We start from the raw sequence: 24,710 nt of genomic DNA, 5'->3' as shown, positions 1-24,710 counted from the left end.
GTATTAATTAAATGGACATATTTATACCGATTCCACGCAATTTCTCCAAAAAAAGTATTTATTTGATTAAAATATGCATTTTTTTTGCGTTTAATTAGGTATTTTGAAAAATTCGCTTCAGACAGCAGACCCGTTGAATGAACGGCTGTTTAATTCGTTTATCCCTTCACGCTTCCCGCAGCAAGCCCTTCTATAAAGAAACGCTGCAAGAACAGGAAGACAATGACCATAGGAAGAGAGGCCATTAAAGCTGCCGCTGCAACAAGATTCAGCTGACTGCCATTTTGACCAAAGAAGCTTGCCAGAACAACTGTGAGTGTCTGCACACTGGAATCCTGTAAAAAGAAGATCGCAAATTGATAATCATTCCAAATATAAACGGAAGAAATAATTAATACAGTGGCAGTAATCGGTTTGAGCAGCGGGAAAATGATTTTGAAAAAGATGCTTAGAGTATTTGCTCCGTCAATTTTCGCTGCTTCTTCAAGTTCTTTCGGAATGGTAGATCTTATAAACCCTGCATAGAGGAAAATTGTTAATGGAAGAAAAGCAGCAACATTATTTAACACTGCTACTAAATGCGTATTCATAAGACCAAAATTAACAACCATTCGATATAACGGGACCAAAGCGGTCAGTGGCGGAATAACCATAACACCTACAAAAAGGATGTAGATATATTTATTTAATTTGGTTGTTCTTCTTGCAAGAGCATATGCCGCCAGAGACCCAAACAGGATCAGAACGATAGCAGCAAAAGAAGTAATAATAATGGAGTTAACAAGCGCATTTCCCAGATTGGCCTGTTCCCACGCAATCGTAAAATTTTCTATGTTTACATAATCAGGGAATGACCATTTCGAAGAGAAATCCCCTGTTCTTTTAATGGCTGTTGTAAGAAGGATGTAAAAGGGTATAAGGTGAAAAGCAGTAATCAAGAGAGCCGCTAAAGTAAGGATCCACGTTTTCCGCGATGTTCTTGCTTTCATTATGCTTCTACCTCTTTTCGTTTAAAATAGAGCAGTGCAGCCATACTGATGACCAGGATAATTAACGCCATCAAGACCCCTTGTGTTGCAGCATAGCCTGCATCTTGCCTTGAAAAATATAAATTGTACATAAAGGTGGACATTGACTGAGAGGCATTTCCAGGGCCTCCATTCGTCAGCGCAACGATCACATCAAATAACTTCAACCCTCCAATAATATTTAAGACCAAATTAATCGTAATAGAGGGCATCAGCAAAGGGATGGTAATAGCTTTAAATTTCTGCCAGCTGTTTGCACCATCTATATTCGCTGCTTCGTAGTACTCTTTTGAGATACTCTGAAGACCGGCAAGATAAATAATCATCGCAATACCGACAAACTGAAATGTATTAACAAAGACAATAATATATGGATTTACAGCAGGATTTCCCAATGCATTAACTGGTTCACTTCCAAACAAGACAAAAAGATCGTTTAATGCGCCTCCATTATAAGCAAAGAAAAAATACCATATGTAGCCCATAATTAAGGGGGATATAATAACAGGCAAATAAATGATCGTTCTGGTTAAGCTTCGAATCTTCAAGTTCTGGTTAAGCAATAAAGCATAGCCAAGTCCCACGATATTTTGCAAAATGGTGCTCCCAATACCGTAAAGCAATGTATTCTTTACCACCAGCCAAGTATCAGGATCAGAAAACATTCTCTTGTACTGATCAAATCCAATATAGCTATAGGTTTGTGAGAATCCGTTCCAATTGGTAAAGGATATTCTTATTCCGTCTATAAATGGAAAAACAATAAACAAACAGACGATAAGCAAGCTGGGTAAGTACATCCACCACAGGGAAGAATCTCCCCTTTTTTTATACATTTTTGCATTTTTATTCTTCACTTTTACTGCTGTTTTTGTCACTGTTTGGACCATTTCTTCAACCCCCTTTGCTGAATAAGGAGGGAATGAAGCAAAGTAATTGCTCCATTTCCCTTTTCTTTATTCACTTTTCAAGCGTGTATACTCCTGGGCCATTTTTTCAGAAACCTGTTCAGGTGTCATTGTACCGGCAATGAGCTCCTGGCCGGTCGAGCCCATGGGATCCCACATTCCGCTCGGCAGGAAAACGCGATCAAAATAGGGCTGAATTTCAATGCCTTCATACTCGTTATAAAACTCAGCAAAATAATTATCCGCCTCAACATTCGTCAGTGCATCAGGAAGTGACGTTCCTTCTGCTAATCTTTTAGCGATTTCAGGTTGCGAAATAAATTCTATAAACTGCTTTGCCTCCTCTTTGTGCTCAGAGTTATTGGCAACAGCGAGGGTAAAACGTTCTCCTCCAATCCATACCGGAGAATCACCTTCATGGATTGCCGGAACCGGCATGGTACCAACCTGTACTTCCGGATTAAGCCCTGTAACCTCGCGGCCGATTGATCCGTTCAGCATGACAAAAGCTACTTTATTTTGTGCCATGAGTTCAGCGCCCTGTGTTACCTGTGCTGTTAAAATATCGGTGTTCAGCAATTCTTTATCATGCATTTCTTTTAGCTTCTCAGGAAGATAAGTATAAGCAGACCAATCAAAGGTGCCATCTAAAAGTTCCTCTTCGTAATTGTTGTTTTCATCTGTAATAAGCAGAGGTGTAGCGAATTGGTCAAAATACTGTCCAAATTGACTTTTTTCTGCCCCTCCCAGCCAAAGAGGAATGACTTCACCATTGCTTTTTTCTTTAACCGTTTCCAAAGCTGTCATAAATTCATCAAAGGTTGAAGGTGCCTCAATTCCATATTCATCAAGAAGTGTTTTATTGTAAGATAGGCCATCCAGCGCTTGATTGACCGGATATGCATGAAGCTTTCCATCTTCATCCGTTAATATTGATTCCATCGCAGGTTCTAAATGCTCGACCCAATCCATATCGCTTAAATCCTCTGTATATTCACTGTATCGATTAGTCGACCAACCATGTGTATCAAACAGATCAGGCATGTCATTTGCCGCCATTTTGACACGCGCCAAGTCTTCGTAGCCATCGCCTGGATAAGAATCTTCGATAGCTATATCAGGATTCGCTTCTTCAAATTCCGCTACAATTTCTTTGAAAATATCCTGGTCTGCCTTAGTAGTGGCAGTAGAGGTGAGAGTCAGCCTTACCTGGTCACCGTCTCCTCCGTTTGCATTGCCGCTTCCGCAACCTGCTAAGACAATAACTCCTGATAATGAAAGAACCGATAACATTCCTATTTTTTTCATTACTTTTTCCTCCTTAAATAAAATGAGTCAAAGTGAAAACAACTTTTAGAGCGCATGGTTTTCGCTTAAATGCAGCTTTCTCTGACGACTAGTTCTGCAGGTACAAGAACCTTTAACGGCAGCTCCCGCCCCTGAAGCCGATCGATCATCAGCTTGACACCCATGCGCCCCATCTCTTCGGTAGGGATTTTCACCGTCGTAAGCGGCGGTGAGGTATATTGTGCGATCTCTATATCATTAAAACTGACAATTCCTATTTGTTCGGGCACACGAATATTTGCTTCCTGCAGAGCTCTTAAAGCTCCAAGGGCCATTGAATCACTTGCGATGAAGAACGCTTCCGGTAAATTCCCTTTTTCAATAGCAAGTTTCATTAAATCGTATCCTGATTGGATGGTGTATTCTTTTACATAAACCAGTTCCGGGTCAAAGGAATTTCTTTGTCGCATTTTGTTTTCATAAACGATTTTTCTTACGTCTTTTGTATTATTCTTTTTTAGTGCCTGAAGCTCTGCAACCGTTATTTTTTCTTTACCGCCAATATAGCCAATGCGGCTATATCCCCTTTTAGTTAAGTGGTCTAATGCTAAACAGGTGGCTTTGTCGAAATCAAAAACCACAGAATCATATTCTGCTGCTTCCTGATTGATTAGCACAATATTGCGATTATAGAGATTTAACGATTTTAAGATGGCACCATCCACTCTTCCAATAATGATTAAGCCATCCAAATCGGAAAATTCTTTTTCGGCACCTGTTAACTGCTGAAGGCGAATTAACTTCACCGAGCTGATCCCCCGGAGAGCACATTCTTTCTCTACACCTTCCCTTATTGAGAGCCAAAACGGATCATTTGTTTCTTCTTCCTTTGAGTGAAGCAAAATCATGGCTAACCTAAATTGAAGACCTTCTGCTGTTTGTTTTAAAAGAAATTGATTTTGCTTACGTCGGCTTCGTAAGGTTTGATAGTTTAATTCTTTTGCTGTGGAGAAAATTTTTTCTTTAGTAGCGGGTGAGGCTGATAGGGTTTCATCGTAATTTAGAACTCTTGATACTGTTGCAGCTGATACATTTACTCGTTTAGCAATTTCTTTGATCGTAGCCACCTATTTCCCCCTCCCAGGTATGAAGTTGACTGCAAGCCTGTAAAGATTTTGAAGTTAAGCGCTTACAATTTTTTATAAAACGATCAAACAGATTACTGTTTGATCGTTTCCTTATCAGATTGGTATTCAGGAAGCATTTCGCCATGTGCTTCAATCAGCTCATCGCAAAGGCTGATGATGTCATCCATGGAAAGCTCACTTGCTGTATGCGGGTCGAGCATGGCAGCCTGATAAATCTTTTCTCTGGATTTAGTGATTGCAGCTTCAATTGTAACAAGTTGCGTATTAATATTTGTCCTGTTTAGGGCAGCAAGCTGTTCAGGAAGTTCTCCCATATAAGCTGGTGTAATTCCATTTCGATTTGCGATACAAGGAACCTCTACTACAGCTTTTTCGGGCAAGTTGGAAATAAGACCGCCTGTATTTAACACATTTCCACCAAATACAAATGGTTCATTCGTTTCCATCGCTTCGATAATTCGAGAGCCATACTCTTTTGACCGTTCATGTGTCAGGTTTTCTTCTTTTAACAGACTTTCCTTCGTTTTAACCCAATTTTCAATTTGTGCCTCGCATCTTCTCGGGTACTCATCAAGTGGAATATTAAACCGTTCAATGAGTTCCGGATAATTGTTTTTAATAAAATAAGGGTGGTACTCTGCATTGTGCTCAGAGGATTCCGTTACATAAAAACCGAACTTATCCATTAGCTCATATCTAACCATGTCGTAGTGTTTAGTTTTTTGTTTTTCTTTAGCACGCTTTTTAATTTCAGGATACAGGTCTTTGCCGTTTGATTTAATTTCAAGGAGCCAGGCCATGTGATTGATTCCTGCAATGCGTTCTTCAATATTTTCATAGGGGATTTCCAAGTCTCTTAATAAATGACTCGTACAAATCTGGACACTGTGGCATAATCCAACCATTTTAACATTTGAATAACGGGAAACTGCTCCAGTTAACGCGGCCATTGGATTGGTATAATTCAAAAGCCAGGCATCCGGGCAAATCTCTTCCATGTCCTTTGCGATATCGAGCATTACAGGGATGGTGCGAAGTGCACGAAAGAGTCCTCCAATGCCAATTGTATCGGCGATGGTTTGACGCAATCCGTATTTTTTGGGAATCTCAAAATCAATGATAGTGCTCGGTTTATAGCCTCCAACCTGAATGGCGTTAATTACATATTTCGCGCCCTTCAGTGCTTCTTTACGATTTGTATACGTTTTGATTTCTACTGTTGATCCCACTGTTTTTTTAAGCGCTTTCAATAATACTTCTGATTCGGAAAGGCGATTTAAATCAATATCAAATAGAGCAAATTCAAAATCCTGCAGAGCTGGCGACAGCATACAGTCACCTAATACATTTTTTGTGAAGATGGTACTTCCCGCGCCAATAAATGTGAGTTTTTTCATTTGCTTTCCTCCATAGATTAATTTGTTGAAAATTTAGTAAATTTTAATTAATGTAAATCTTATAACAAATGATACAGGGGTAAAAATTGTTAGACAATGGTAAATAAAATTTAATAAGGGGGTAAAATATTGCTTTATCGTCAAAATGAAATTCATCACAGCTTCGTCTATCACTCCTCAAATGACCCATTAACCGAGGCCGCCCGTATTGTTTCGATCGGCTTTGAGAAAAGGGCTTCTACTGACTATTACTGGGATGGCCGTATGCGTTTAAACGATGGAAATACATGTATTTTTCAATATACGATCAATGGTTTTGGCAGATTTCAGGCTGCGGAAAGAACGTATACAATCGGTCCCGGGGAGGCTTTTATTGTTAAAGTGCCGAGTGAGCATTGCTATTATCTTCCGGAGGAAAGTGCGGAATGGGAGTTTCTCTTTATTACTCTCGAAGGAACCAAAGCACAGGAATGCTGGGATCTGCTGCTAAAGAAATATGGCCATGTAATTAAGGCTGACGCAAACGATCCGCTTATTTTTCTTTTGCAAAAGATCTATCAATTTGTCTTAAAAGAGGGCATCAATGATACATTTATCTCTTCAGCTCAAGGGTATGAGTTCATCATGGGGCTGCATCGATTCTCAAGGGGTCTTAGCCGTCCGCAATCTGAACTGCCTGAGGATATTCTTAAAGCAGCAAACTATATGAAAAACCATTACGAAAAACATTTATCCCTTGATGACATTACTGATTATGCAGGGCTGTCCAAATACTATTTTACAAATAAATTCCAAAAGCATATGAAAACAACCCCAATGCAGTTTTTAGCCAAGGTGCGACTGCAAAAATCGATGGATCTATTGATCACTACTGATAAAACTGTCCAAGAAATTGCGGTCGAAACAGGCTACACAAATGCCAATTATTTTAGTAAAGTTTTCAGGAAAATGATCGGCATGTCTCCTGACCGCTTTCGAAAAGATAAGAAAATGGTGGATTTTAACCATGTAATTTTTTAACAAAAAAAGAGTTGAGACAAATGTTTGTCTCAACTCCTTTATCCGGTTCTAAAACGAGTAGTCATGAAATGTGTACTTTTTAAAGCTCCCGTTATGTCCCGAGCTCTTACTTTATTTATTAAGCCGTTTCTTTTACAGCCTCAGGCAGTCCGCAGACCACCTCGTGAACAATGCTGAACCATTGCTCCGGTTTTTTATTGCGAATTTGAACAGTGACTTTCAGCTTATTATTATCCATACCAAGGCCAACGTCCCGTCCAAAGCGGCTGCTGATTTCAAAGGCTTTTCCACCGTCAATTCGGCTCGTTCCGTCCTCGCTCAGCTCAAGCTTGATCGCATCCTTGGTCTGATGAATAGCTTCGAGGCCAATTTCATTTCCAAAGGCTTTAATCTCAGCAATTTGAAACAGGGTTTGCACTTCTTTTGGATAGTCTCCAAAGCGGTCGATCATTTCATCCTTTAATTCGGCTACGTCCGCAGCAGTTGCTGCCCCTCTGAACTTTTTGTACATCTCAATCTTCTGATGCCCGTCCGGAATGTACGTGGAAGGAATATACGCATCCTGCTTAACATCCAAATCAATTTCAACCGCGGGCTTTTGAGGCTCTTTGCCGCGGGAGGCTTCCGGAAGCTGATCCTTTCTCTCTTCAATTGCTTCCTTAAGCATTTGAGAATACAAATCAAATCCTACAGAATCAATAAATCCGTGCTGCTGGGAGCCAAGCAGATTCCCTGCTCCCCGAATTGTTAAGTCTCTCATCGCGATTTTAAATCCGGAGCCAAGCTCTGTGAATTCCTTAATGGACTGCAGGCGTTTTTCTGCAACCTCTGTTAAGACCTTGTCCTTGCGGTAAGTAAAATAAGAGTAGGCTACGCGGTTTGACCGGCCGACACGTCCCCGCAATTGATAAAGCTGTGATAATCCCATTTTGTCCGCATCAAAAACAATAAGCGTATTAACGTTCGGTATATCCACCCCTGTTTCAATAATCGTGGTCGTCACTAGAACATCATATTCTCCTTCTAAAAACTGCAGGATAACAGATTCCAATTCCGTTTCGGTCATTTTCCCGTGGGCTACAGCAACCCGTGCGTCCGGTACAAGGGTAGCAATCTCATCTGCTTTTTTCGCAATATCCTCAACCCTGTTGTAAAGGAAATAAATCTGTCCGTCGCGGGCAAGCTCCCGCTCGATCGCTTCACGTATCAGCGCTCCATTGTATTCCATTACATAGGTCTGAACCGGAAAACGGTTCTCCGGCGGCGTTTCAATTACAGATAAATCACGCACACCGAGCATCGACATATGGAGTGTTCTCGGAATTGGTGTTGCGGTAAGGGTAAGAACATCAATATTGGTTTTCAGCTGCTTAATTTTCTCTTTATGCGTTACACCAAACCGCTGCTCTTCATCAATAATTAAAAGACCGATATCCCGGTATTTAATATCCTTCGAAAGCAGACGATGTGTCCCTACAACGACATCAATGGTTCCTGCCGCGAGTCCCTTCATTGTTTCCTGCTGCTGCTTTCTTGTTCGGAAGCGGCTTAAAAGTCCGATATTAATCGGAAAATCCTGCATGCGTTCCATCATGGTTTCATAATGCTGCTGGGCAAGAATCGTCGTTGGCACTAAAATGGCCACCTGCTTGCCGTCCATAATGGCTTTAAATGCAGCTCGAATCGCTACCTCTGTTTTCCCGTAGCCAACATCACCGCATAACAGCCTGTCCATCGGGCGGTCGCGCTGCATGTCCTGCTTAATTTCTTCAATTGAGCGGAGCTGGTCATCAGTTTCCTGATAAGGGAAGGATGATTCAAATTCCTGCTGTTCATTTGTATCTTCCGTAAACGCAAAGCCTTTGGCCGATTCCCGCTCAGCATAAAGCTTAATAAGGTCGTCGGCGATATCTGCTACAGAGGACTGAACCTTGCTCTTCACCCGTTTCCATTCTGTTCCGCCAAGTTTATAAAGCTTTGGTTCTTTTCCTTCGGAGCCTACATATTTTTGGACAAGCTCAATCTGTTCAACCGGCACATAAAGCTGATCATTCCCCTGATAGCGGATATTTAGATAATCCTTGTGCAAACCATTAATTTCGAGGGTTTCAATTCCTAAATACTTCCCGATGCCGTGGTTAACATGAACAACATAATCCCCGACATTCAACTCTGAATAGCTTTTAATCCGCTCAGCATTTGACAGCTTTTGCTGACGCTTTTTCTTTCTTGTTTTTTGTCTGAAAAGCTCTTCCTCTGTCATAACCGCAAGCTTATGCATTGGCAGCTCAAACCCTGATTGGAGGGTACCGCTGAGGATTTGAACAGCATTTGAAATAAGCGGCTGCCCATCTTGAATGATTGCTGCATCAATATCGTAATCCGCAAGCACCCGTTCAAATTTTTGCAGTCTCTGTCCATCCGGAGCCAGGAGAACAACGGTATACTTGCTGTTTTTCCAGCGCTCAAGCTCAGCCTTAAGCACATGCATCTGACCGTGAAAGCTCTGCATCGGCTTGCAGGAGAACGTATGCACTTTTTTAGGGCTTGTATGAGGAATCTGTCTTGTGAACAAAGAAAAGTAAATCTTTCTTTGCTTAGCCAGTGCCAGAATTTGAGCGAGACTATGAGATACCGGTACATCGTGAATGATTTTCCCTTCCTCGAGGAGAGAGATATACCAATCCGTTTCTTCCTTCTCAAGCGTTTCATCCATTTCATGAATCCGGCTCATTTCATCAAAGAAAACTAGTCCGTTTTCCGGAAGATATTCTACTAAGCTCGTATCTTCTTCAAAAGCCAGAGATTGATATTTGAATAGCTGATCCGGCTTCTGCCCGTTTTTTAATAAGCCGATTTCATATTCGGCCTGCTGGGCCATCGCTTCTTTGATAGAGGCTTTTTTCACTTTCTTCAGGCTGTTCTTAAGCCTCTTTGACAATTCATCGGCAACAAGCTTTAGATCCTCCTGCTCCATAATGACCTCGCTTGCAGGACTGATGGTTATTTCCTGGAGGGTATCGATGGAGCGCTGATCATCAGCTGAAAAGGTACGGATAGAGTCTACTTCTGTATCAAATAATTCAATTCTCACAGGATTTTGAGAGGTTAGCGGATAAATATCAAGAATTCCGCCACGAACACTGAACTCACCCGGCCGGCTGACCATATCGGAACGGTCATATCCCATTTTCAGTAAAGCGTTTAGCGTATCCTGCACATTGATATCATCTCCGAGGTGAATGGCAAACTGATTTATTGTCCATTTATCCTTAGGCGGTACAATCTTTCGCAGACCAGCCATCGGGACGATATAGAAGCCACTGCCATCCGTCGCAAGGTGATTCATGGTATCCAGGCGCTGTGCAAGAAGCTCAGGGCTTGCGATACTCATCTCTGCTGCAATCAGCTCATTTGCCGGATACAAAAACAGCTCGTCCTCCCCGATATACTGAAGCAAATCCTCATATAAACGCTGCGCCTGCAGCAAATTATGCGTAACCACCATCATCGGCCGGTTTAATCGCTTATAAACCCCTGCCATAAACGAACTTCGAGCCGATCCCGACAAACCTGAGATCAGCTGTTCACGAGTCCCGCTATCCAAATCCTCAATCACAGACGAAATCTGCGCATCATTCAAAAACCCATCCAACAAAGAATTCAAAACACTCTCCTCCTATAACTAAAAGCGGAAACGGGCGTTCAGCTCCGACAGACGTAAGAGGATCAGCCAATCAGGCGCTTTTTACCTGAATGGATGAGCAGCTTACGATCCGAGGAGCTGCCCGTTGCAGCTGGATAATAACTAAAAGCGGAAGCAGGCGGTTAGGGGCGACAAGCACAAGGCGAGTGCGGACAGAAGGCGCTCTTTGCCTTCAGTTCGCGCTCGACTTGTGACCTCGAGCCCCTGCCTGCTGCAGCTGGATAATCTAAAAGCGGAAACGGGCGTTCAGCTCCGACAGACGTAAGGCGAGTGCCCAATTAGGCGCTTTTTGCCTAAATGGGTGCTCGACTTACGATCCGAGGAGCTGCCCGTTGCAGCTGGATAATCTAAAAGCGGAAGGCGCTTGCTCAGCCCCGACAAGCATAAGGCGCTGTGTCCAAGTGGACGCTCTTTGTTCACTTGGACAGCGTGACTTATGACCTCGAGGGGCTAGCGCCTGCAGCTGGATAATCTAAAAGCGGAAACTGGCGTTTAGCTCTGACAGACGTAAGATGATCAGCCAATCAGGCGCTTTTTGCCTAAATGGGTGCTCGACTTCCGATCCGAGGAGCTGCCATGTTCCGCATATAGTGAAAAACGCCTTGGATGGCGACATCCAAAGCTGCTTATTGTATAAACTGGTCTAATTCGTGGTAGTCCGGGTTACGCTCAAGTGATTCCTGGCAATCCTCGCAGATTGTCTGAATCTCAACGTGCCCTTCCTTTGTATAAGATACCATGCTTTGACGCTCTTCATTGGACAGCTTGTGAATGCCAAGCTGTTCCGAATTAACCGTATGTGTATCCAATTTCCCAACAGTGTTTCTGCAATGACGGCACTGATAGTGAATCGCCATCTCGGTCAGCTCCCTTCAATAAGGCTTGATAACTTAGTATAAGCCGCTTAAAGAAGAGATATTCACTCATCCGCCATTAAATTCATTCATGACTTCAAGAAATGGTTTTTCGAGCCACTTTTCACAAGCCTCTGCGCTGCGCTTAACGACATTCTCCATCTCAGCCCATTCTTCCTTTGAGAACCGGCTCAAGACATAGTCAGGAACCTTCATACCTTGAGGAGGCCGGCTGATTCCGATCCGAATACGATTAAAATCCTGAGTGCCTAAATGAGCGATCGTGCTTTTAATTCCATTATGCCCGCCCGCACTTCCTTTTTGACGAAGCCGAAGCCCGCCGAGCGGTAAATCCAAATCATCATAAATTACTACGACATCCTCCAACGGAATATCAAAATAATCCATTAGTGGACGAATGCTTTCACCAGATAAATTCATATACGTAAGAGGCTTAAGCAAAATAATCTTTTCCCCGTTCCGGTGGACCGTTGCGAACGCTCCTTTAAACTTGCTTTGCAAAAGTGGGGCATTCCATCTTGCTGAAAGCTCATCTATCACTTCAAAACCAATATTATGCTTTGTTTTATCATACGTTTTTCCCGGGTTGCCTAAACCAACAATTAATTTCATCTTTTCTACACCTCATTACAATACAGTGAGAGTTTTTCCCTCTCATCTATCATAAACCATTTTGGGCGTAACCTCCAAAAAGGTTACGCCCAAAATTAAAACATTATTCGACTGATTGTTCCTCAGGCGATTCTTCTGTTTCATTTTCTTCTGATTCATCTGCTTCTTCCTCGGTTGTTTCTTCCTCAACACGCGGAGCTAATACAGAGGCAATCGTTTCTTCGTCTTCGTGATTAATCGTTACATTGTATGCTGAACGAACATCGCCAACTGATACGGAATCGCCAATCTCAAGTCCGCTGATGTCTACCTCAATCGACTCAGGAATATCGTCTGGTTTAGCAGAAACAGATAGTTCATGAAGGGTTGTCTGAACGACACCGCCTTCCTTCGTGCCAGCAGCCTCACCAGTAAGATTTACTGTTACTTCAACATCAAGCTCGGATGCCATATTAACTGCCAGGAAGTCTGCGTGGATAATTTCATCCTTTAAGAAATCTGACTGGTAGTCACTTAGGACTACTTTTTGTTTGTTGCCATCAATATCCAATTCAATAATTCCGTTACGTCCTACCTCACGTATAACCTTGATTAAATCAATTTCATCAACAAAAATAGATGTGTTGTCGACTTTATATCCATAAACAACAGCAGGAAGCTTTCCTGCACCTCTTAATTCAGTAAGGTCTGATTTTTTAAATCCGTCGCGTTTTTTAGCTTTTAATAAAGAGCTCATAGTTATAGTCACCTTTCAATAATGAATTTTAGATTATAAATCCCTATCATCAAGTTACCCATGAGTGCCTTCACTTAAACATTCTATTTTAATTAAGCATGATGTTTTTTGCAGATATTATTACAATATACGACTTATTTATTGATTTTATGACAAAAAAACCACCCGATATTCAACTTGAATACCGGGTGGTTTTGACAAATTAATCAAAAAGCATACTGACAGATTCTTCCTCAAATACGCGAATAATCGCTTCAGCAAGGAGATTGGCTACAGAAAGCTGAACAATTTTTCCGCCCTTTTTTTCTTCACTTAACGCAATGGAGTTTGTTACCACTAATTCTTTGATTGGAGAGTTATTAATACGTTCCATCGCAGGACCGGATAATACAGGATGCGTACAGCTTGCATAAACATCCTTTGCTCCATTTTCAATTAGCGCATTTGCCGCTAATGTGATCGTACCAGCCGTATCAATAATGTCATCAATTAAAATGGCGGTTCTTCCTTCAACGGATCCGACAATATTCATAATTTCTGCAACATTCGGCTTCGGACGGCGCTTATCAATAATAGCAATAGGCGCTTTCAGACGCTCTGCCAGCTTTCTTGTACGCGTAACTCCGCCGTGATCAGGTGATACGATGACAATTTCATCAGGATTAAAGTTTTTCTTAATAAAGTACTCAGCAATAATCGGAACTCCGCGAAGATGGTCAATCAGAATATCAAAGAACCCTTGAATTTGAGGTGCATGCAGGTCTAGAGTAATAACGCGAGTGGCACCAGCGGTTTCAAGCAGGTTTGCAATAAGCTTAGCTGTGATTGGTTCACGTGCCCGCGCTTTGCGGTCCTGTCTTGCATAGCCGTAGTACGGCATAACAATATTGATCGTTTTAGCAGAAGCCCGCTTCAGCGCATCTACCATGATCAGTAATTCCATTAAGTTTTCGTTTACAGGAGTAGAAGTGGACTGCACAACGAACACATCGCAGCCGCGAATACTTTCTTCAATATTGATTTGGATTTCCCCGTCGCTAAAACTTGTGACAGAACATTTACCCAGCTTGGTACCCACTGCAGTTGCAATATCTCTCGCTAACTCTTCATTTGAGTTTAAAGAAAAGATTTTCAATTTCGAGTCTTTATATTCTCTAGACATGATAGCCTCCATTATTTTTTAGTATGAATTCTGCTCGCGTATCCTTCTTTATTTTCCTGACGCGCCCGCGCAATGGATAATGAATCCCCCGGCACATTTTTCGTAATTGTTGAACCAGCTGCTACGTATGCGCCTTTCCCCACCGTTACAGGAGCTACCAGATTTGAATTACAGCCGATAAAAACATTATCTTCAATTTTCGTCAGATGTTTGTTTTTGCCGTCATAATTAACCGTAATAGATCCGCAGCCGATATTTACGTCACTTCCTACTTCAGCATCTCCGATATAGCTTAAGTGGGAGGCTTTGCTTCCTTTGCCAAATTGAGCTTTTTTAATTTCAACGAAGTTTCCGATCTTTACTTCGTCTTCAATAGCTGATTGCGGACGGATGTGAGCAAAAGGCCCGATTGAAACATCCGAACCGATAGAGCTGTCATGAACGACCGATTGCTTGATTACGGTTCGATCAGCAATCTTGCTGTCCTTAAATTCACTCGCCGGTCCAATCACACAGTCTTCACCTATCACGGTTTCACCAAGAATAACGGTTCCCGGATAAACAACGGTATCGCGGCCAATTTGGGCTTCACTGCTGATATACGTGTTTTCTGGATCAATTAACGATACACCATTACGCATATGCTTTTCATTAATGCGTGCTCTCATTAGTTTTTCTGCTTGAGCCAGCGCTACCCGGTCGTTGACGCCAAGCGTCTCACTTGCATGAGCAGTCTGGAATGCACCGATCGTTTCACCCTCTGATTGAAGAATTTCAATCACATCAGGCAAATAGTATTCACCCTGAACATTGTCATTGTTTACTTTTTCAAGCGCTTCAAAAAGAGCACGGTTGTTAAAGCAATACGTACCGGTATTCACTTCATTGACTGCAAGCTCTGCTTCACTTGCATCTTTATGCTCGACAATGCGTTTCACAAGACCAGCTTCATCCCGAATGATACGCCCATATCCAGCCGGGTCTTCCTGATGAGCAGTTAAAATCGTCGCTTTAGCCTGTTGCTCCTCATGATGCTGAATAAGAGAAGACATGGTTTCAGCTGTAATCAAAGGAGTATCCCCGCATACGACCAATGTAATCCCATCTTTATCTTGTAAACGATCTTTTGCCTGCATCACGGCGTGCGCTGTTCCCAACTGCTCTGCCTGTAATACAAACTCTGAACGATCGCCAAGCTGAGCTTGAACGAGTTCAGCACCATGACCAACAACGGTTACCACTTCATTCATATTTGCATGTTTTACCTGCTCAAGTACATGTTCAACCATCGGCTTGCCACATACCGGATGTAAAACTTTATAAAGCTTTGATTTCATACGAGTTCCTTGACCCGCTGCTAAAATTACGGCAAATCGATTCGACATTGTCGGTCCTCCAGTCAACATTTTTCCCCTTCGAATATATATTAAAAAAGCGTTTATTTCAAGGAAACTAGCGATTTCAGAAGAATCTGTCATCCATTTGTCATATCTTCTGCCTAAAAACAAAAAAAATAGGATTAAAAATTAAGCCGCAAATTGGTATTTAAATAGTGTAAATAGAAAAAAAAGGCAAAATCAAAAAACCTAGCTGATTAAATAAGCTAGGCTCTCTCTTCATTTCTTATAATCACTCCATTAAGCCCCAGCTTCTTCAAGCTGTTCTGCTTCTTCGGCAGTTCCAACACGTATGTATTCTTCAAGGACAGACGCTTGAATCATCTCTCTCGTGTTAGAGTTTATCGGGTGAGCAATATCACGAAATTCACCGTCTGGCGTTCGCTTGCTTGGCATCGCAACAAAAAGTCCGTTATTCCCATCGATTACACGAATATCATGTACCACAAACTCATTGTCAAGCGTTATGGAAGCGATTGCCCTCATCCTGCTGTCGGTATTTACTCTTCTTAATCTTACATCTGTAACTTCCATTCATTACCACCACCTTTCCCCATAGATGACGCTCCCTTTTTTAATTCGTCATTTAACTGTCATTTTCCTACTTAAAAATGAAAAAAGTAGAAATTATTTTGATTTATTTGATTTTTTGCAATCATTTGCCTATTTTTCCTCTCCTGAATAAATTGAAAAAGATCCCTTTAGCATAGGCTAAAAGGATCTGATAATTTTTATTTAACGAGAGCGATAACTTCTATTTCAATTCCGGCGCCTTTTGGCAGTTTTGCCACCTGAACGCACGATCTTGCCGGCCTATGCTCGCCAAAGTAGCTGCTGTAAATCTCATTTACCTTCCCAAAATCCTCCAGGTCATGTAAAAACACGGTTGTTTTAACAACAGTTGAAAAAGAAGCTCCTGCCTCCTCCAGTACTGCCTGCAGATTTTTGAAGACCTGATGTGTCTGATCTTCAATCTGCCCCGTAATTAAGTCCCCTGAGGGCGTCAGAGGGATCTGACCAGAGCTGTAAAATAGGTTATTGACGACTACTCCTTGTGAATAAGGACCGATTGCAGCAGGGGCATTGCTTGTTTCAACAAATTTCATTTTGATCTCCTCCCGGAACGTTTACTTTTTATCGTCTAAAAAAGATTGGACTTTATCAAAATAATTACCTGTCTTCACTTGAATCGTTTTTCCTTTTTCATCAACGCCTGTTAGATTTAACAGCGAAATCCAATTATCAACTAATCGTTCTTCACTGTATTCAGACTCAATAAAGATTCCCACGCCGACAGCCTTCGCAGAAAACTCCTCGAGCAGGTTGATCATCCCTGCAGCTGTTCCACCGGCGCGCATAAAATCATCGACGATTAATACACGTGCTCCCTGGGCAATACTGCGCTTGGACAATACCATGGTCTGAATGCGTTTTGAAGAGCCGGAAACATAATTAATACTCACCGTTGATCCTTCCGTAACTTTGCTGTCCCGACGTGCAACCACGACCGGCACGCCAAGATATCTGGCAGCTGCATGAGCAATGCCAATGCCTTTGGTGGCAACCGTCATGATCATATCGATTTCCTGGTCAGCAAAAGCAGCAGCAAAGAGCTTACCAACATGATTCATTAAATGAATATCCCCAAGAATATCAGTCATGAATAAATACCCGCCAGGCAGCAAACGATCGGAATGAGAAACATTGGTCCGTAAAGATCCGATAAGCTCCTCTGCGTGCTTGCGTTTTATGCCTGGGATGTATTTTACGCCTCCCGCTGCTCCAGGAACCGTTTGGAGGGTCCCAACACCGCGCAGCTCAAAGGTTTCTTTTACAATCACCAAATCCTCACTAATCGAGGATTTAGCTGATTGAAATCGATCTGCAAAAAAAGTGAGTGATACTAATTCTCTTGGATGTTCCATTAAATAATGAGTCATATCAATAAGACGTTCACTGCGTTTGACCTTCATTGCTGTCCTATACCTCCTAAAACCCGAATAATTTATAGTAACTATATCATCATTATCCGGATCTAAGCAAGGGGGTTCCGTTCACCGAGCAGCCGCACGGCGAATACCTGATCACAGAAGCCGCGAAGGCCATTATAGACCCGCTGAACCTTTGACTCATACTCAACAAGACCAAAAACCGTCGGGCCGCTTCCGCTCATCAGCACCGCATCCGCACCAAACCGCTCCATCTGATCTTTTATATGAGCTACCTCAGGATGCATTTTTAACGTAACATCCTCCAGAGCATTTCCTAAATTAGCGCACATTTCCTTGTAATTCTGGTCATGAATAGCCTGGACCATTGCTTTTGTATCAGGATGCACAATTCTATCTGTCTTTAAGCTTCTGTACACATCAGCTGTCGACACGCCTATTGATGGCTTAGCAAGGATCACCCAGCACTTAGGAGGACACGGAAGCTCCTGTATGATCTCCCCTCTTCCCGTAGCAAGAGCTGTTCCTCCATAAACGCAAAATGACACATCTGAGCCGATCTCAGCGCCAATTTCTGCAAGCTCTTCAAGCGACAGTTCTAAATTCCAAAGCGTATTGAGCCCGCGAAGAGTAGCCGCTGCATCGCTGCTTCCTCCTGCTAAGCCTGCCGCAACAGGGATTTGCTTCTGGATCGTAATCGCGACGCCCTCCTTAACCTTAAAACGCTCCTTTAAAAGGTCAGCCGCCTTATATGCCAGGTTCCTGTGGTCACCGGGAACAAACCGGTCCTGGGAAAGGATATGGATCGCACCATTCTTCACCAGCTCAAGCTCAATCCGGTCAGCTAAATCCACCGTCGTCATCACCATCTCAACCTCATGAAACCCATCAGGTCTCTTCCCAAGCACATCCAGCGACAAATTAATCTTCGCCGGCGCCTTCACCATCATCTTCAACCTACCTCACCTCAATCATCAAACAGTTCAATGAAGCTATTGTAGCATAAATAAAGAAAAGTGGAAGCAGGCGCTTAGGGGCGACAAGCACAAGGCGAGTGCGGACAGAAGGCTGCTCTTTGCCTTCAGTTCGTGCTTGACTTGTGACCTCGAGCCCCTGCCTGCTGGAACTGGATCAAGAAAAGCGGAAGCAGGCGTTTAGCTCCGACAGACGTAAGGCGAGTGCCCAATTAGGCGCTCTTTGCCTAAATGGGTGCTCGACTTACGATCCGAGGAGCTGCCTGCTGGAACTGGACATCAAGAAAAGTGGAAGCAGGCGTTTAGCTCCGACAGACGTAAGAGGATCAGCCAAGCAGGCGCTTTTTGCCTGCACGGATGAGCAGCTTACGATCCGAGGAGCTGCCTGCTGAAACTGGATCAAGAAAAGTGGAAGCAGTTTAGCTCCAACAACCGCCGTCCCCTGAACAAAAAAACCAACGGAAAAATTCCCGTTGGTTTTCGGCTTGTACCTATTCATTTTGATGAACCTACACTCACCCTAGCGATCGTCTACGAAAAGCATTCCATTGGCAGTTAATTTACTGCTGTGGTTTTCCCGCTAATTGACTTTCAGCCATTTCGATGGCACGCTTCACCATATTACCGGCATCACGAGCTTTGATTCCGCCCCAGCCTTCCTGCTGGACCGTGTCATAAAACCCAAGCTCCTTGGCGATTTCTTCCTTGAGTCGATCAGACATCATTCCTCTACGTCTACTCATGTCAGTTGTCTCCCTCCGTCGGTACAGCCATCTTTACTATGTACAAAAAAACGCAGCCTATGCGCTGCGCAAATAAAAAAGCAGTAAACGACTGTCCACTGCTAGCTTACATTAATGGCTTCAGAACCTTCGTCAATGAAGGTTAATTCCACAGATTCAGTTAGTACATCGGTGTAGCTATACGATACCCGTTCAAATGCGTTCTCGTCCTGATCTAATTCCACAATGAAAATAGATGGATACGTTTCAGTTAGAACTCCCGAACGCTCGATTGTCTTGCGTCTTCCACCATTGGCTTTTAACATTAGACGTTTTCCAAGATTTGAATCAAGTGACTTTTTAATATCGGCTAAAGTTTTTGGCATTCCGCTTCCACCTCACTGGCTTTAGTATAACACATTGTTCCTGCGAGGTCAAATAAATAAGTTATTTTATCAATATTTTATTATAACTGTCAATGTTTTTTATTCTGCAAATACCGCAGTTTTTCGTCAGATTCAGAAGAATTTATCAATCCTGGTACATTTCGGCTCTGTAAGGGGTCCCAATTCTAAGGACTCCCTTTGTTTCGACACCGCCAATTCCGTCTTCATTCGCCAGGGTGTGACGCAAAATATCTTCCATGAAGATCGAATCTTTAAATGAGGTGTAGCTGATTTTTCCTACAGTATACACAGGATCGAGCGCATGAATATTTACCCGTAAAGGGGAGCTTGCAAAATTAGCGCCTGCATGAATTAACGACTCAAAATGAGACTGACAGGCGCCGGCAAAAATGACAAGCTGGTCAAGACTCGGCATTTTTCTTCTTGCCTCCTGTACAGCTTTTACAAAGGAAACAGAATTTCTATACGCATTAATATCGGATTTTTTCCCGCGTGAAGACAGGTAAGCATCGTGCCCGGTCAGCACCAGTATTTGAGGCTGATATTGGTCAATTAGTGACGAAACGCGTTCCGGCATTTCTTTTTCCTGACAGTGAATTCCAATCACCGGAACACTTAAAGAGGTATAGGCATCAACACATTTTTTCAGATACCGGGGGTCTCCATCCATATGAAGCACACGTCCCGGTAAATGAAAAGATAAGCTGGAGGAGGAATTTTTACGATCCTCATTCTGCTTGGTGTCAGCAGTGAATGAGTGAAAGGATTCCTCCTCAAGACTTCTGTATTCTTCTTCAAATTTTTCAATTTCTTTGTCTGTCATTAAAGCCAGGTCACTAATTGGTGCGTCTGCGACTAACCGGATATCTGCTCCATATAAAATAGCTATTTCTTCTCCATCTCTTTCCAGCACATCCACCACACGAAATAGCACGTCACACCCGTAAGACTTGCGTCCAACTAATTGGTCGTTCCATTCCATCCCTTGGCCTCCTGTCATCCTGACCTCTCTTTACTATATGCAGGAGCCTAGCAAGGGGTGTTAACCAAAAACCCCTGATTGCTACTCTTTGCAATCAGGGGGTATTAATTTAATGAAAATAAGGGTAGAGTGCATCCGCTAAAGCGCCAAATTCCGGAATAGAAAGACTTTCTCCGCGTCGCGTGGGCTCAATTTGCGCTTTTGACAAAGCAGTGAGAATATCATCCTTTTTTAACTTGCCGTCCGGCAATTGGCTTGTTAAGTTATTCAAAATCGTTTTTCTGCGCTGGGCAAAGGAAGACCTTGTAACCAAAAAGAAGAATTCCTCATCAATAACCTCAACTGCAGGTTTATCAAGCTTCATGAGCTTAATGACGGCTGAATCTACGTTAGGCTGAGGCATGAATACCGTCTTTGGAACGATCATCACCGTTTCGGCCTGCGTGTAATACTGAATCGCAATTGAAAGGGAGCCGTAGGTTTTTGATCCAGGCTTTGCAGCGATGCGTTCTGCCACTTCTTTTTGCAGCATAACGACCATCCCTTTTATAGGAAGATTTTCCGTCAGCAGCTTAAGAATAATCGGCGTGGTTACATAATAAGGAAGATTCGCGACAACCATAATATCCTCAACCCCGGAAAATTCCTCATTAATGGTTTCCTTCACATCGGCTTTCAGTACGTCTGAATGAAGAATTTTCACATTCTCATAAGGAGAAAGAGTGTCTTCTAAAATAGGCAGCAGACGCTGATCGATTTCAAAAGAAACCACCTTTTTGGTAGCTCTGGCCAAATGCTCTGTTAACGCGCCGATCCCAGGTCCAACTTCAATTGCGCCGTGCTCTTTTGTAAGCCCGGCGTGTTCAACAATATTCACAAGTATATTGGGATCAATTAAGAAGTTTTGACCCAGGCTTTTTTTAAACGAAAACCCGTACTTTTTCATTATTTCCTTGGTTCGGATAGGGGTTGCAATATCCTTAGTCATGTTGTTCCTCCTGTAGTATACGTGACATTTCACGAATGAACTCTTCTCTTGAGATTTCGAATTGTACTAAACGATTGTATAATTGTTTGCCGTTGGAATAGCCGATATTTAAGCGGGCGCCAAGCAGCTCTCTTCTAGCCTTGGCTTTAGGGCCGCCTATTAGTCCCGCTTCGATTAATTCTTCCTTGGAGATGATCTCCTGCGGCTCCTCAGCCATCGTATGAGCATGCTTTAAGGCCTCCCGGATGACTTCTGGACTTGCATGCTCCACACCGATCCCTCTGCCGTGTTTACGCAGTGCATCCTCACGGTTAATAAAGGCGTGCATGCAGCCCGGAACATACTCCTGGACAATCTGCCTGATGCGCTGACCGGGATAATCGGGATCTGTCAGGACAATGACCCCTCTTTTTTCATGTGCATGCCGAATTTTCTCCAGCACCATTTTTGGCACTGCAGATCCATTTGTTTCGATTGTATCAGCATTTACAGCTCTTTTTATAGCTGTCGTGTCATCTCTGCCTTCTACAATAACTACTTCTTTTATTTTTGCTGATTCTTTCATTCAACTTTCACCTGTTTCTTCTATAAATAATCTCCATGAGCGTGCAGATCAATTTTCGTATCTTCTTAGTATAAAACAATTTCGCCGAAAACACACAAAAAACAGGGAGATCGCTCCCCCTGTCCGCATTTTTTATAAATTTCTTCCGTTAAGGCAGGATTTTAATCTTCACTTGTCTATTTCCCCAACGGTAGGCATCTTCCTTGTTCGGCAGGAAGACATCTATTTTGTTGCCCTTAATCGCTCCGCCTGTGTCTCCGGCTACTGCATAGCCATAGCCCTCTACATATACTTTTGAGCCTAGAGGGATCACCGATGGATCCACCGCAATGACCTTAAGATCCGGATTCGCTTTCAGGTTGATACCTGTTGCAGTAATCCCTGAACAACCGTTACAAGAAGCAGTATAAGCGGTCGATGATACATAAAGCTCTCTGCCCGCAGGCTCTTCCTTTTTTTCCTCAGGAGCTGAAGCTGCGGTTGTTGTTGCAGCGGTTTGCTGTACTGCCGGCTGAGCAGTTTCCTGTGCCGGTTTTTCAGCCGGCTCATCTGAAGCTGTCGTATTGACAGCCGCGGCTGCCTGCGTTCCACGTGAAACCTCCGCTACCAGAACCTTAGTACCTACTGCCACAACCTCGTTCACACTTTCCTTTATAACCTTTTCACTTTGGAGCTTGCGTGATTTTTCTTTGCCATTTTCGAGTACTACCTCGTAGGTTTTCTCAATTACTCCCTTTTTCCCTTCCTGGACAATTTCTTCTGTCCCGGATACAAGGGATTCATCCTTGCGCGTTTCCACAGCAAAGCTTTTATCCTCTTCCACCACATCGGTGACCTTTTCAACACGAACGATCTGCACTACAGCTCCCTGAGAAAGCTTCGTTTCAAGGGCTGGCTCAACACGATCATCTTTATCCAGCGAAATATTCTGCTGCTTTAAAAAGTCAGCGACAGTGATCGAAGTGGACCATTCCTCCAGCTTTTCCTTTCCGTCAACCAACGTGAAAGCAAACGCCTTATCCAGAGAAATTGTCATGTTTTCACTTATCTTTGTTTTTAGATCATGAGAAAGCTCATCCTGCTCGGACACATTTATTTTTTCTTTACGTAAAAAATCCCCTACTGTTTGAGCATTTGTCATGATAATATGCTGCTCACTTCCTGAGGTAAAAGCAACCTGCGCTGCCGGTCTCCATTGAACTTTCATATCATGGTAAATGGCTGTATCTGCTGCTGGCTGCAGATAGTCCTTTGAATGTGTATCAACTTCAAGCTCAGCTAACAGACCCTCCACAGTTGTTGCATTTGTACGGATTAATTGTTCCTCTCCGTTTAGTGTCAGAGCGACTGTTTTTTTCATTCCTTCCTGAAATAAAAAGCCGATCACGAGCACAAATACGGTAATGGTTAACAGATTATAAATCCAATTCTTTTTTTCCTTCGTTTTTGGATATTCGTTTTTCATCTTATTCGATTGCATGAAAAACTCCCCCTTTACTCCGAGTGATTTAACAGCTATTGAGACCTGACTTTGCCAATCTAGTAATCTATTTTTTACAAACATCTGAAACATGCTCTATTATGCATAGCCTCCTGAAGCTTGAAAAGATTTTTTCTTCGACAAAACCAAATCCTATCTCAAAGAATTATTGGGAATTATGTCGCCCACACAATCGAATTCTAATGAAAGTAAACCAATAAAGTCTTCATGTTGAGATAATTTATAGATTAAAAATTCTTTTAGCGTTTTCTGTCGTTTGATTTCCTACTTTTTCGTAAGAGATTTCTTTTAATTCTGCGATCTGTTCCGCTACTAATTTAACGTAGGCCGGCTCATTTCGCTTTCCGCGATAAGGGTGAGGCGCAAGAAAAGGTGCATCCGTTTCAATTAAAAGATGTTCCAACGGAATTTCAGCTGCTACTTCTTTTGGCTTTTTTGCGTTTTTGAACGTTACTGGTCCGCCAAGTGAAATCATAAAATTCATTTCAATACACTGCTTTGCAATTTCTACACTGCCGCTGTAGCAATGCATGATTCCGCCTACCTCAGCCGCGTTTTCCTCCCGAAGGATATCCACAACATCCTGTGTGGCATCACGGTTATGTATAACGATCGGCAGCTTTACCCTTTTAGCCAGGGCTATCTGCTTTTTAAACACTTCCTGCTGAATCTCTTTTGGAGACTTGTCCCAGTAATAATCAAGTCCTGTTTCACCTATTGCTACGACCTTTGGATGCTGAGCAAGCTCCTCAATCCAGGCAAGTTCTTTGTCGGTCAGATCAATTGCATCTACAGGGTGCCAGCCTACTGCTGCATATATAAAGTTATACTTCTCAGCAAGCTCGATCGCTTTATTGATCGTCGGCGTATCAAACCCTACAACTGTCATCCATTCGACTCCAGCTTCCTTTGCCCGGCCGATTACTTCCTCTACATCCTCTTCAAACTGATCTGCATTTAAATGTACATGAGTATCAAATAGCATACAGCTCTCTCCTTTATCAGCAAATTTAGTGTAATCAAAAACCCTATGACATGCTTCTCAATCATGTAACAAATACATAACAAATTCGTCACAAACTTAATTATAATGATGTGCAATAGTAATTATGTTTCGTTATTCGACCTGTCAATCGACCTAATTTTAATATATAAATATATTTTTAAATATGTTTAATCATTGATAAATAACTTATATACGAAATAAAAAGTATCTCAAGATAATTTATTCGATGATATTTCCTTTATATGTCTAAATAACGTGTATTTTAGGGTTTTTACGCTTTTAGGCTCTTTTATTTCGACTTCTTCATACGGGTAAACTTACTGTTATATTCCTGTAACAA

At 42.5% G+C, this 24,710-nt stretch carries 23 protein-coding genes; 1 reads left to right on the top strand and 22 read right to left on the bottom strand.

Going from position 1 to position 24,710, the window contains the following annotated elements; genetic code table 11:
- Positions 1 to 158: 158 nt before the first annotated feature.
- From C4B60_RS20490 to melA, 5 genes are all read right to left on the bottom strand, one after another.
- Entirely contained in the window at positions 159 to 989 is an 831-nt protein-coding gene (locus C4B60_RS20490; RefSeq protein WP_104059827.1) for a carbohydrate ABC transporter permease, read from the bottom strand.
- On the bottom strand, positions 989 to 1,918 hold the full coding sequence (locus C4B60_RS20485; RefSeq protein ID WP_104059826.1) for a carbohydrate ABC transporter permease: 930 nt from the start codon (positions 1,916 to 1,918) through the stop codon (positions 989 to 991). Before C4B60_RS20485 ends, C4B60_RS20490 begins: the two co-directional genes overlap by 1 nt.
- A 66-nt stretch (positions 1,919 to 1,984) precedes the next feature.
- On the bottom strand, positions 1,985 to 3,244 hold the full coding sequence (locus C4B60_RS20480) for an ABC transporter substrate-binding protein (protein WP_104059825.1): 1,260 nt from the start codon (positions 3,242 to 3,244) through the stop codon (positions 1,985 to 1,987).
- Between the two features lie 65 nt (positions 3,245 to 3,309).
- On the bottom strand, positions 3,310 to 4,350 hold the full coding sequence (locus C4B60_RS20475) for a LacI family DNA-binding transcriptional regulator (RefSeq protein WP_104059824.1): 1,041 nt from the start codon (positions 4,348 to 4,350) through the stop codon (positions 3,310 to 3,312).
- 92 nt (positions 4,351 to 4,442) lie between these two features.
- On the bottom strand, positions 4,443 to 5,768 hold the full coding sequence (gene melA, locus C4B60_RS20470; protein ID WP_104059823.1) for an alpha-glucosidase/alpha-galactosidase: 1,326 nt from the start codon (positions 5,766 to 5,768) through the stop codon (positions 4,443 to 4,445).
- 129 nt (positions 5,769 to 5,897) lie between these two features.
- Between melA and C4B60_RS20465 the strand changes: the two genes are divergently transcribed.
- A complete protein-coding gene (locus C4B60_RS20465) occupies positions 5,898 to 6,788 on the top strand; it encodes an AraC family transcriptional regulator (protein ID WP_104059822.1) in 891 nt (296 codons plus the stop codon).
- Positions 6,789 to 6,906: 118 nt separating this feature from the next.
- Here C4B60_RS20465 and mfd read toward each other — a convergent pair whose 3' ends face one another.
- The 17 genes from mfd to C4B60_RS20375 form a co-directional block, all read right to left on the bottom strand.
- Positions 6,907 to 10,455: a transcription-repair coupling factor gene (gene mfd / locus C4B60_RS20460; protein WP_245154067.1), complete on the bottom strand. Its 3,549-nt coding sequence runs from the start codon at positions 10,453 to 10,455 to the stop codon at positions 6,907 to 6,909.
- 665 nt (positions 10,456 to 11,120) lie between these two features.
- Positions 11,121 to 11,351: an anti-sigma-F factor Fin gene (gene fin / locus C4B60_RS20455; RefSeq protein WP_104059821.1), complete on the bottom strand. Its 231-nt coding sequence runs from the start codon at positions 11,349 to 11,351 to the stop codon at positions 11,121 to 11,123.
- Positions 11,352 to 11,417: 66 nt separating this feature from the next.
- A complete protein-coding gene (pth, locus tag C4B60_RS20450) occupies positions 11,418 to 11,981 on the bottom strand; it encodes an aminoacyl-tRNA hydrolase (RefSeq protein ID WP_104059820.1) in 564 nt (187 codons plus the stop codon).
- A gap of 103 nt (positions 11,982 to 12,084) precedes the next feature.
- Positions 12,085 to 12,717 (bottom strand): 50S ribosomal protein L25/general stress protein Ctc, encoded by a 633-nt coding sequence (locus tag C4B60_RS20445; RefSeq protein ID WP_104059819.1) that lies wholly within the window; start codon positions 12,715 to 12,717, stop codon positions 12,085 to 12,087.
- Between the two features lie 202 nt (positions 12,718 to 12,919).
- Positions 12,920 to 13,879, bottom strand: a complete 960-nt coding sequence (locus C4B60_RS20440) for a ribose-phosphate diphosphokinase (protein WP_104059818.1) — start codon at positions 13,877 to 13,879, stop codon at positions 12,920 to 12,922.
- 11 nt (positions 13,880 to 13,890) lie between these two features.
- Entirely contained in the window at positions 13,891 to 15,264 is a 1,374-nt protein-coding gene (gene glmU, locus C4B60_RS20435) for a bifunctional UDP-N-acetylglucosamine diphosphorylase/glucosamine-1-phosphate N-acetyltransferase GlmU (RefSeq protein WP_104059817.1), read from the bottom strand.
- Between the two features lie 252 nt (positions 15,265 to 15,516).
- The gene (gene spoVG / locus C4B60_RS20430; protein ID WP_104059816.1) at positions 15,517 to 15,810 is read right to left on the bottom strand and encodes a septation regulator SpoVG; all 294 of its coding nucleotides are present in this window, start codon (positions 15,808 to 15,810) and stop codon (positions 15,517 to 15,519) included.
- Between the two features lie 197 nt (positions 15,811 to 16,007).
- Complete coding sequence (locus C4B60_RS20425; protein WP_104059815.1) at positions 16,008 to 16,382, bottom strand: RidA family protein; 375 nt, start codon at positions 16,380 to 16,382, stop codon at positions 16,008 to 16,010.
- A gap of 21 nt (positions 16,383 to 16,403) precedes the next feature.
- Positions 16,404 to 17,249 (bottom strand): pur operon repressor, encoded by an 846-nt coding sequence (purR, locus tag C4B60_RS20420; RefSeq protein WP_104059814.1) that lies wholly within the window; start codon positions 17,247 to 17,249, stop codon positions 16,404 to 16,406.
- Positions 17,250 to 17,311: 62 nt separating this feature from the next.
- Positions 17,312 to 18,181: a 4-(cytidine 5'-diphospho)-2-C-methyl-D-erythritol kinase gene (gene ispE / locus C4B60_RS20415; protein WP_104059813.1), complete on the bottom strand. Its 870-nt coding sequence runs from the start codon at positions 18,179 to 18,181 to the stop codon at positions 17,312 to 17,314.
- Between the two features lie 578 nt (positions 18,182 to 18,759).
- Complete coding sequence (locus C4B60_RS20405; protein ID WP_104059811.1) at positions 18,760 to 18,942, bottom strand: small, acid-soluble spore protein, alpha/beta type; 183 nt, start codon at positions 18,940 to 18,942, stop codon at positions 18,760 to 18,762.
- Positions 18,943 to 19,043: 101 nt separating this feature from the next.
- The gene (gene veg / locus C4B60_RS20400) at positions 19,044 to 19,307 is read right to left on the bottom strand and encodes a biofilm formation stimulator Veg (RefSeq protein ID WP_104059810.1); all 264 of its coding nucleotides are present in this window, start codon (positions 19,305 to 19,307) and stop codon (positions 19,044 to 19,046) included.
- A 145-nt stretch (positions 19,308 to 19,452) separates the two neighbouring features.
- On the bottom strand, positions 19,453 to 20,310 hold the full coding sequence (gene yabG, locus C4B60_RS20395) for a sporulation peptidase YabG (protein ID WP_167578721.1): 858 nt from the start codon (positions 20,308 to 20,310) through the stop codon (positions 19,453 to 19,455).
- A gap of 109 nt (positions 20,311 to 20,419) precedes the next feature.
- Positions 20,420 to 21,298 carry a 16S rRNA (adenine(1518)-N(6)/adenine(1519)-N(6))-dimethyltransferase RsmA gene (gene rsmA / locus C4B60_RS20390; RefSeq protein ID WP_104059808.1) on the bottom strand — a complete coding sequence of 293 codons (879 nt, stop codon included), beginning with the start codon at positions 21,296 to 21,298 and terminating at the stop codon, positions 20,420 to 20,422.
- Positions 21,291 to 21,863 (bottom strand): ribonuclease M5, encoded by a 573-nt coding sequence (gene rnmV, locus C4B60_RS20385; RefSeq protein WP_104059807.1) that lies wholly within the window; start codon positions 21,861 to 21,863, stop codon positions 21,291 to 21,293. Before rnmV ends, rsmA begins: the two co-directional genes overlap by 8 nt.
- A 148-nt stretch (positions 21,864 to 22,011) precedes the next feature.
- The gene (locus C4B60_RS20380; protein ID WP_245154066.1) at positions 22,012 to 23,343 is read right to left on the bottom strand and encodes a resuscitation-promoting factor; all 1,332 of its coding nucleotides are present in this window, start codon (positions 23,341 to 23,343) and stop codon (positions 22,012 to 22,014) included.
- A gap of 241 nt (positions 23,344 to 23,584) precedes the next feature.
- Positions 23,585 to 24,349, bottom strand: coding sequence for a TatD family hydrolase (locus C4B60_RS20375; RefSeq protein ID WP_104059806.1), 765 nt, complete (start codon positions 24,347 to 24,349; stop codon positions 23,585 to 23,587).
- Between the last annotated feature and the right edge of the window lie 361 nt (positions 24,350 to 24,710).

The sequence above is a fragment of the Jeotgalibacillus proteolyticus genome, assembly GCF_002926065.1.
Lineage (GTDB): Bacteria > Bacillota > Bacilli > Bacillales > Jeotgalibacillaceae > Jeotgalibacillus > Jeotgalibacillus proteolyticus.
The sequence above is the reverse complement of the archived record's forward strand: the minus strand, read 5'-3'. Positions and strand labels throughout refer to the sequence as shown.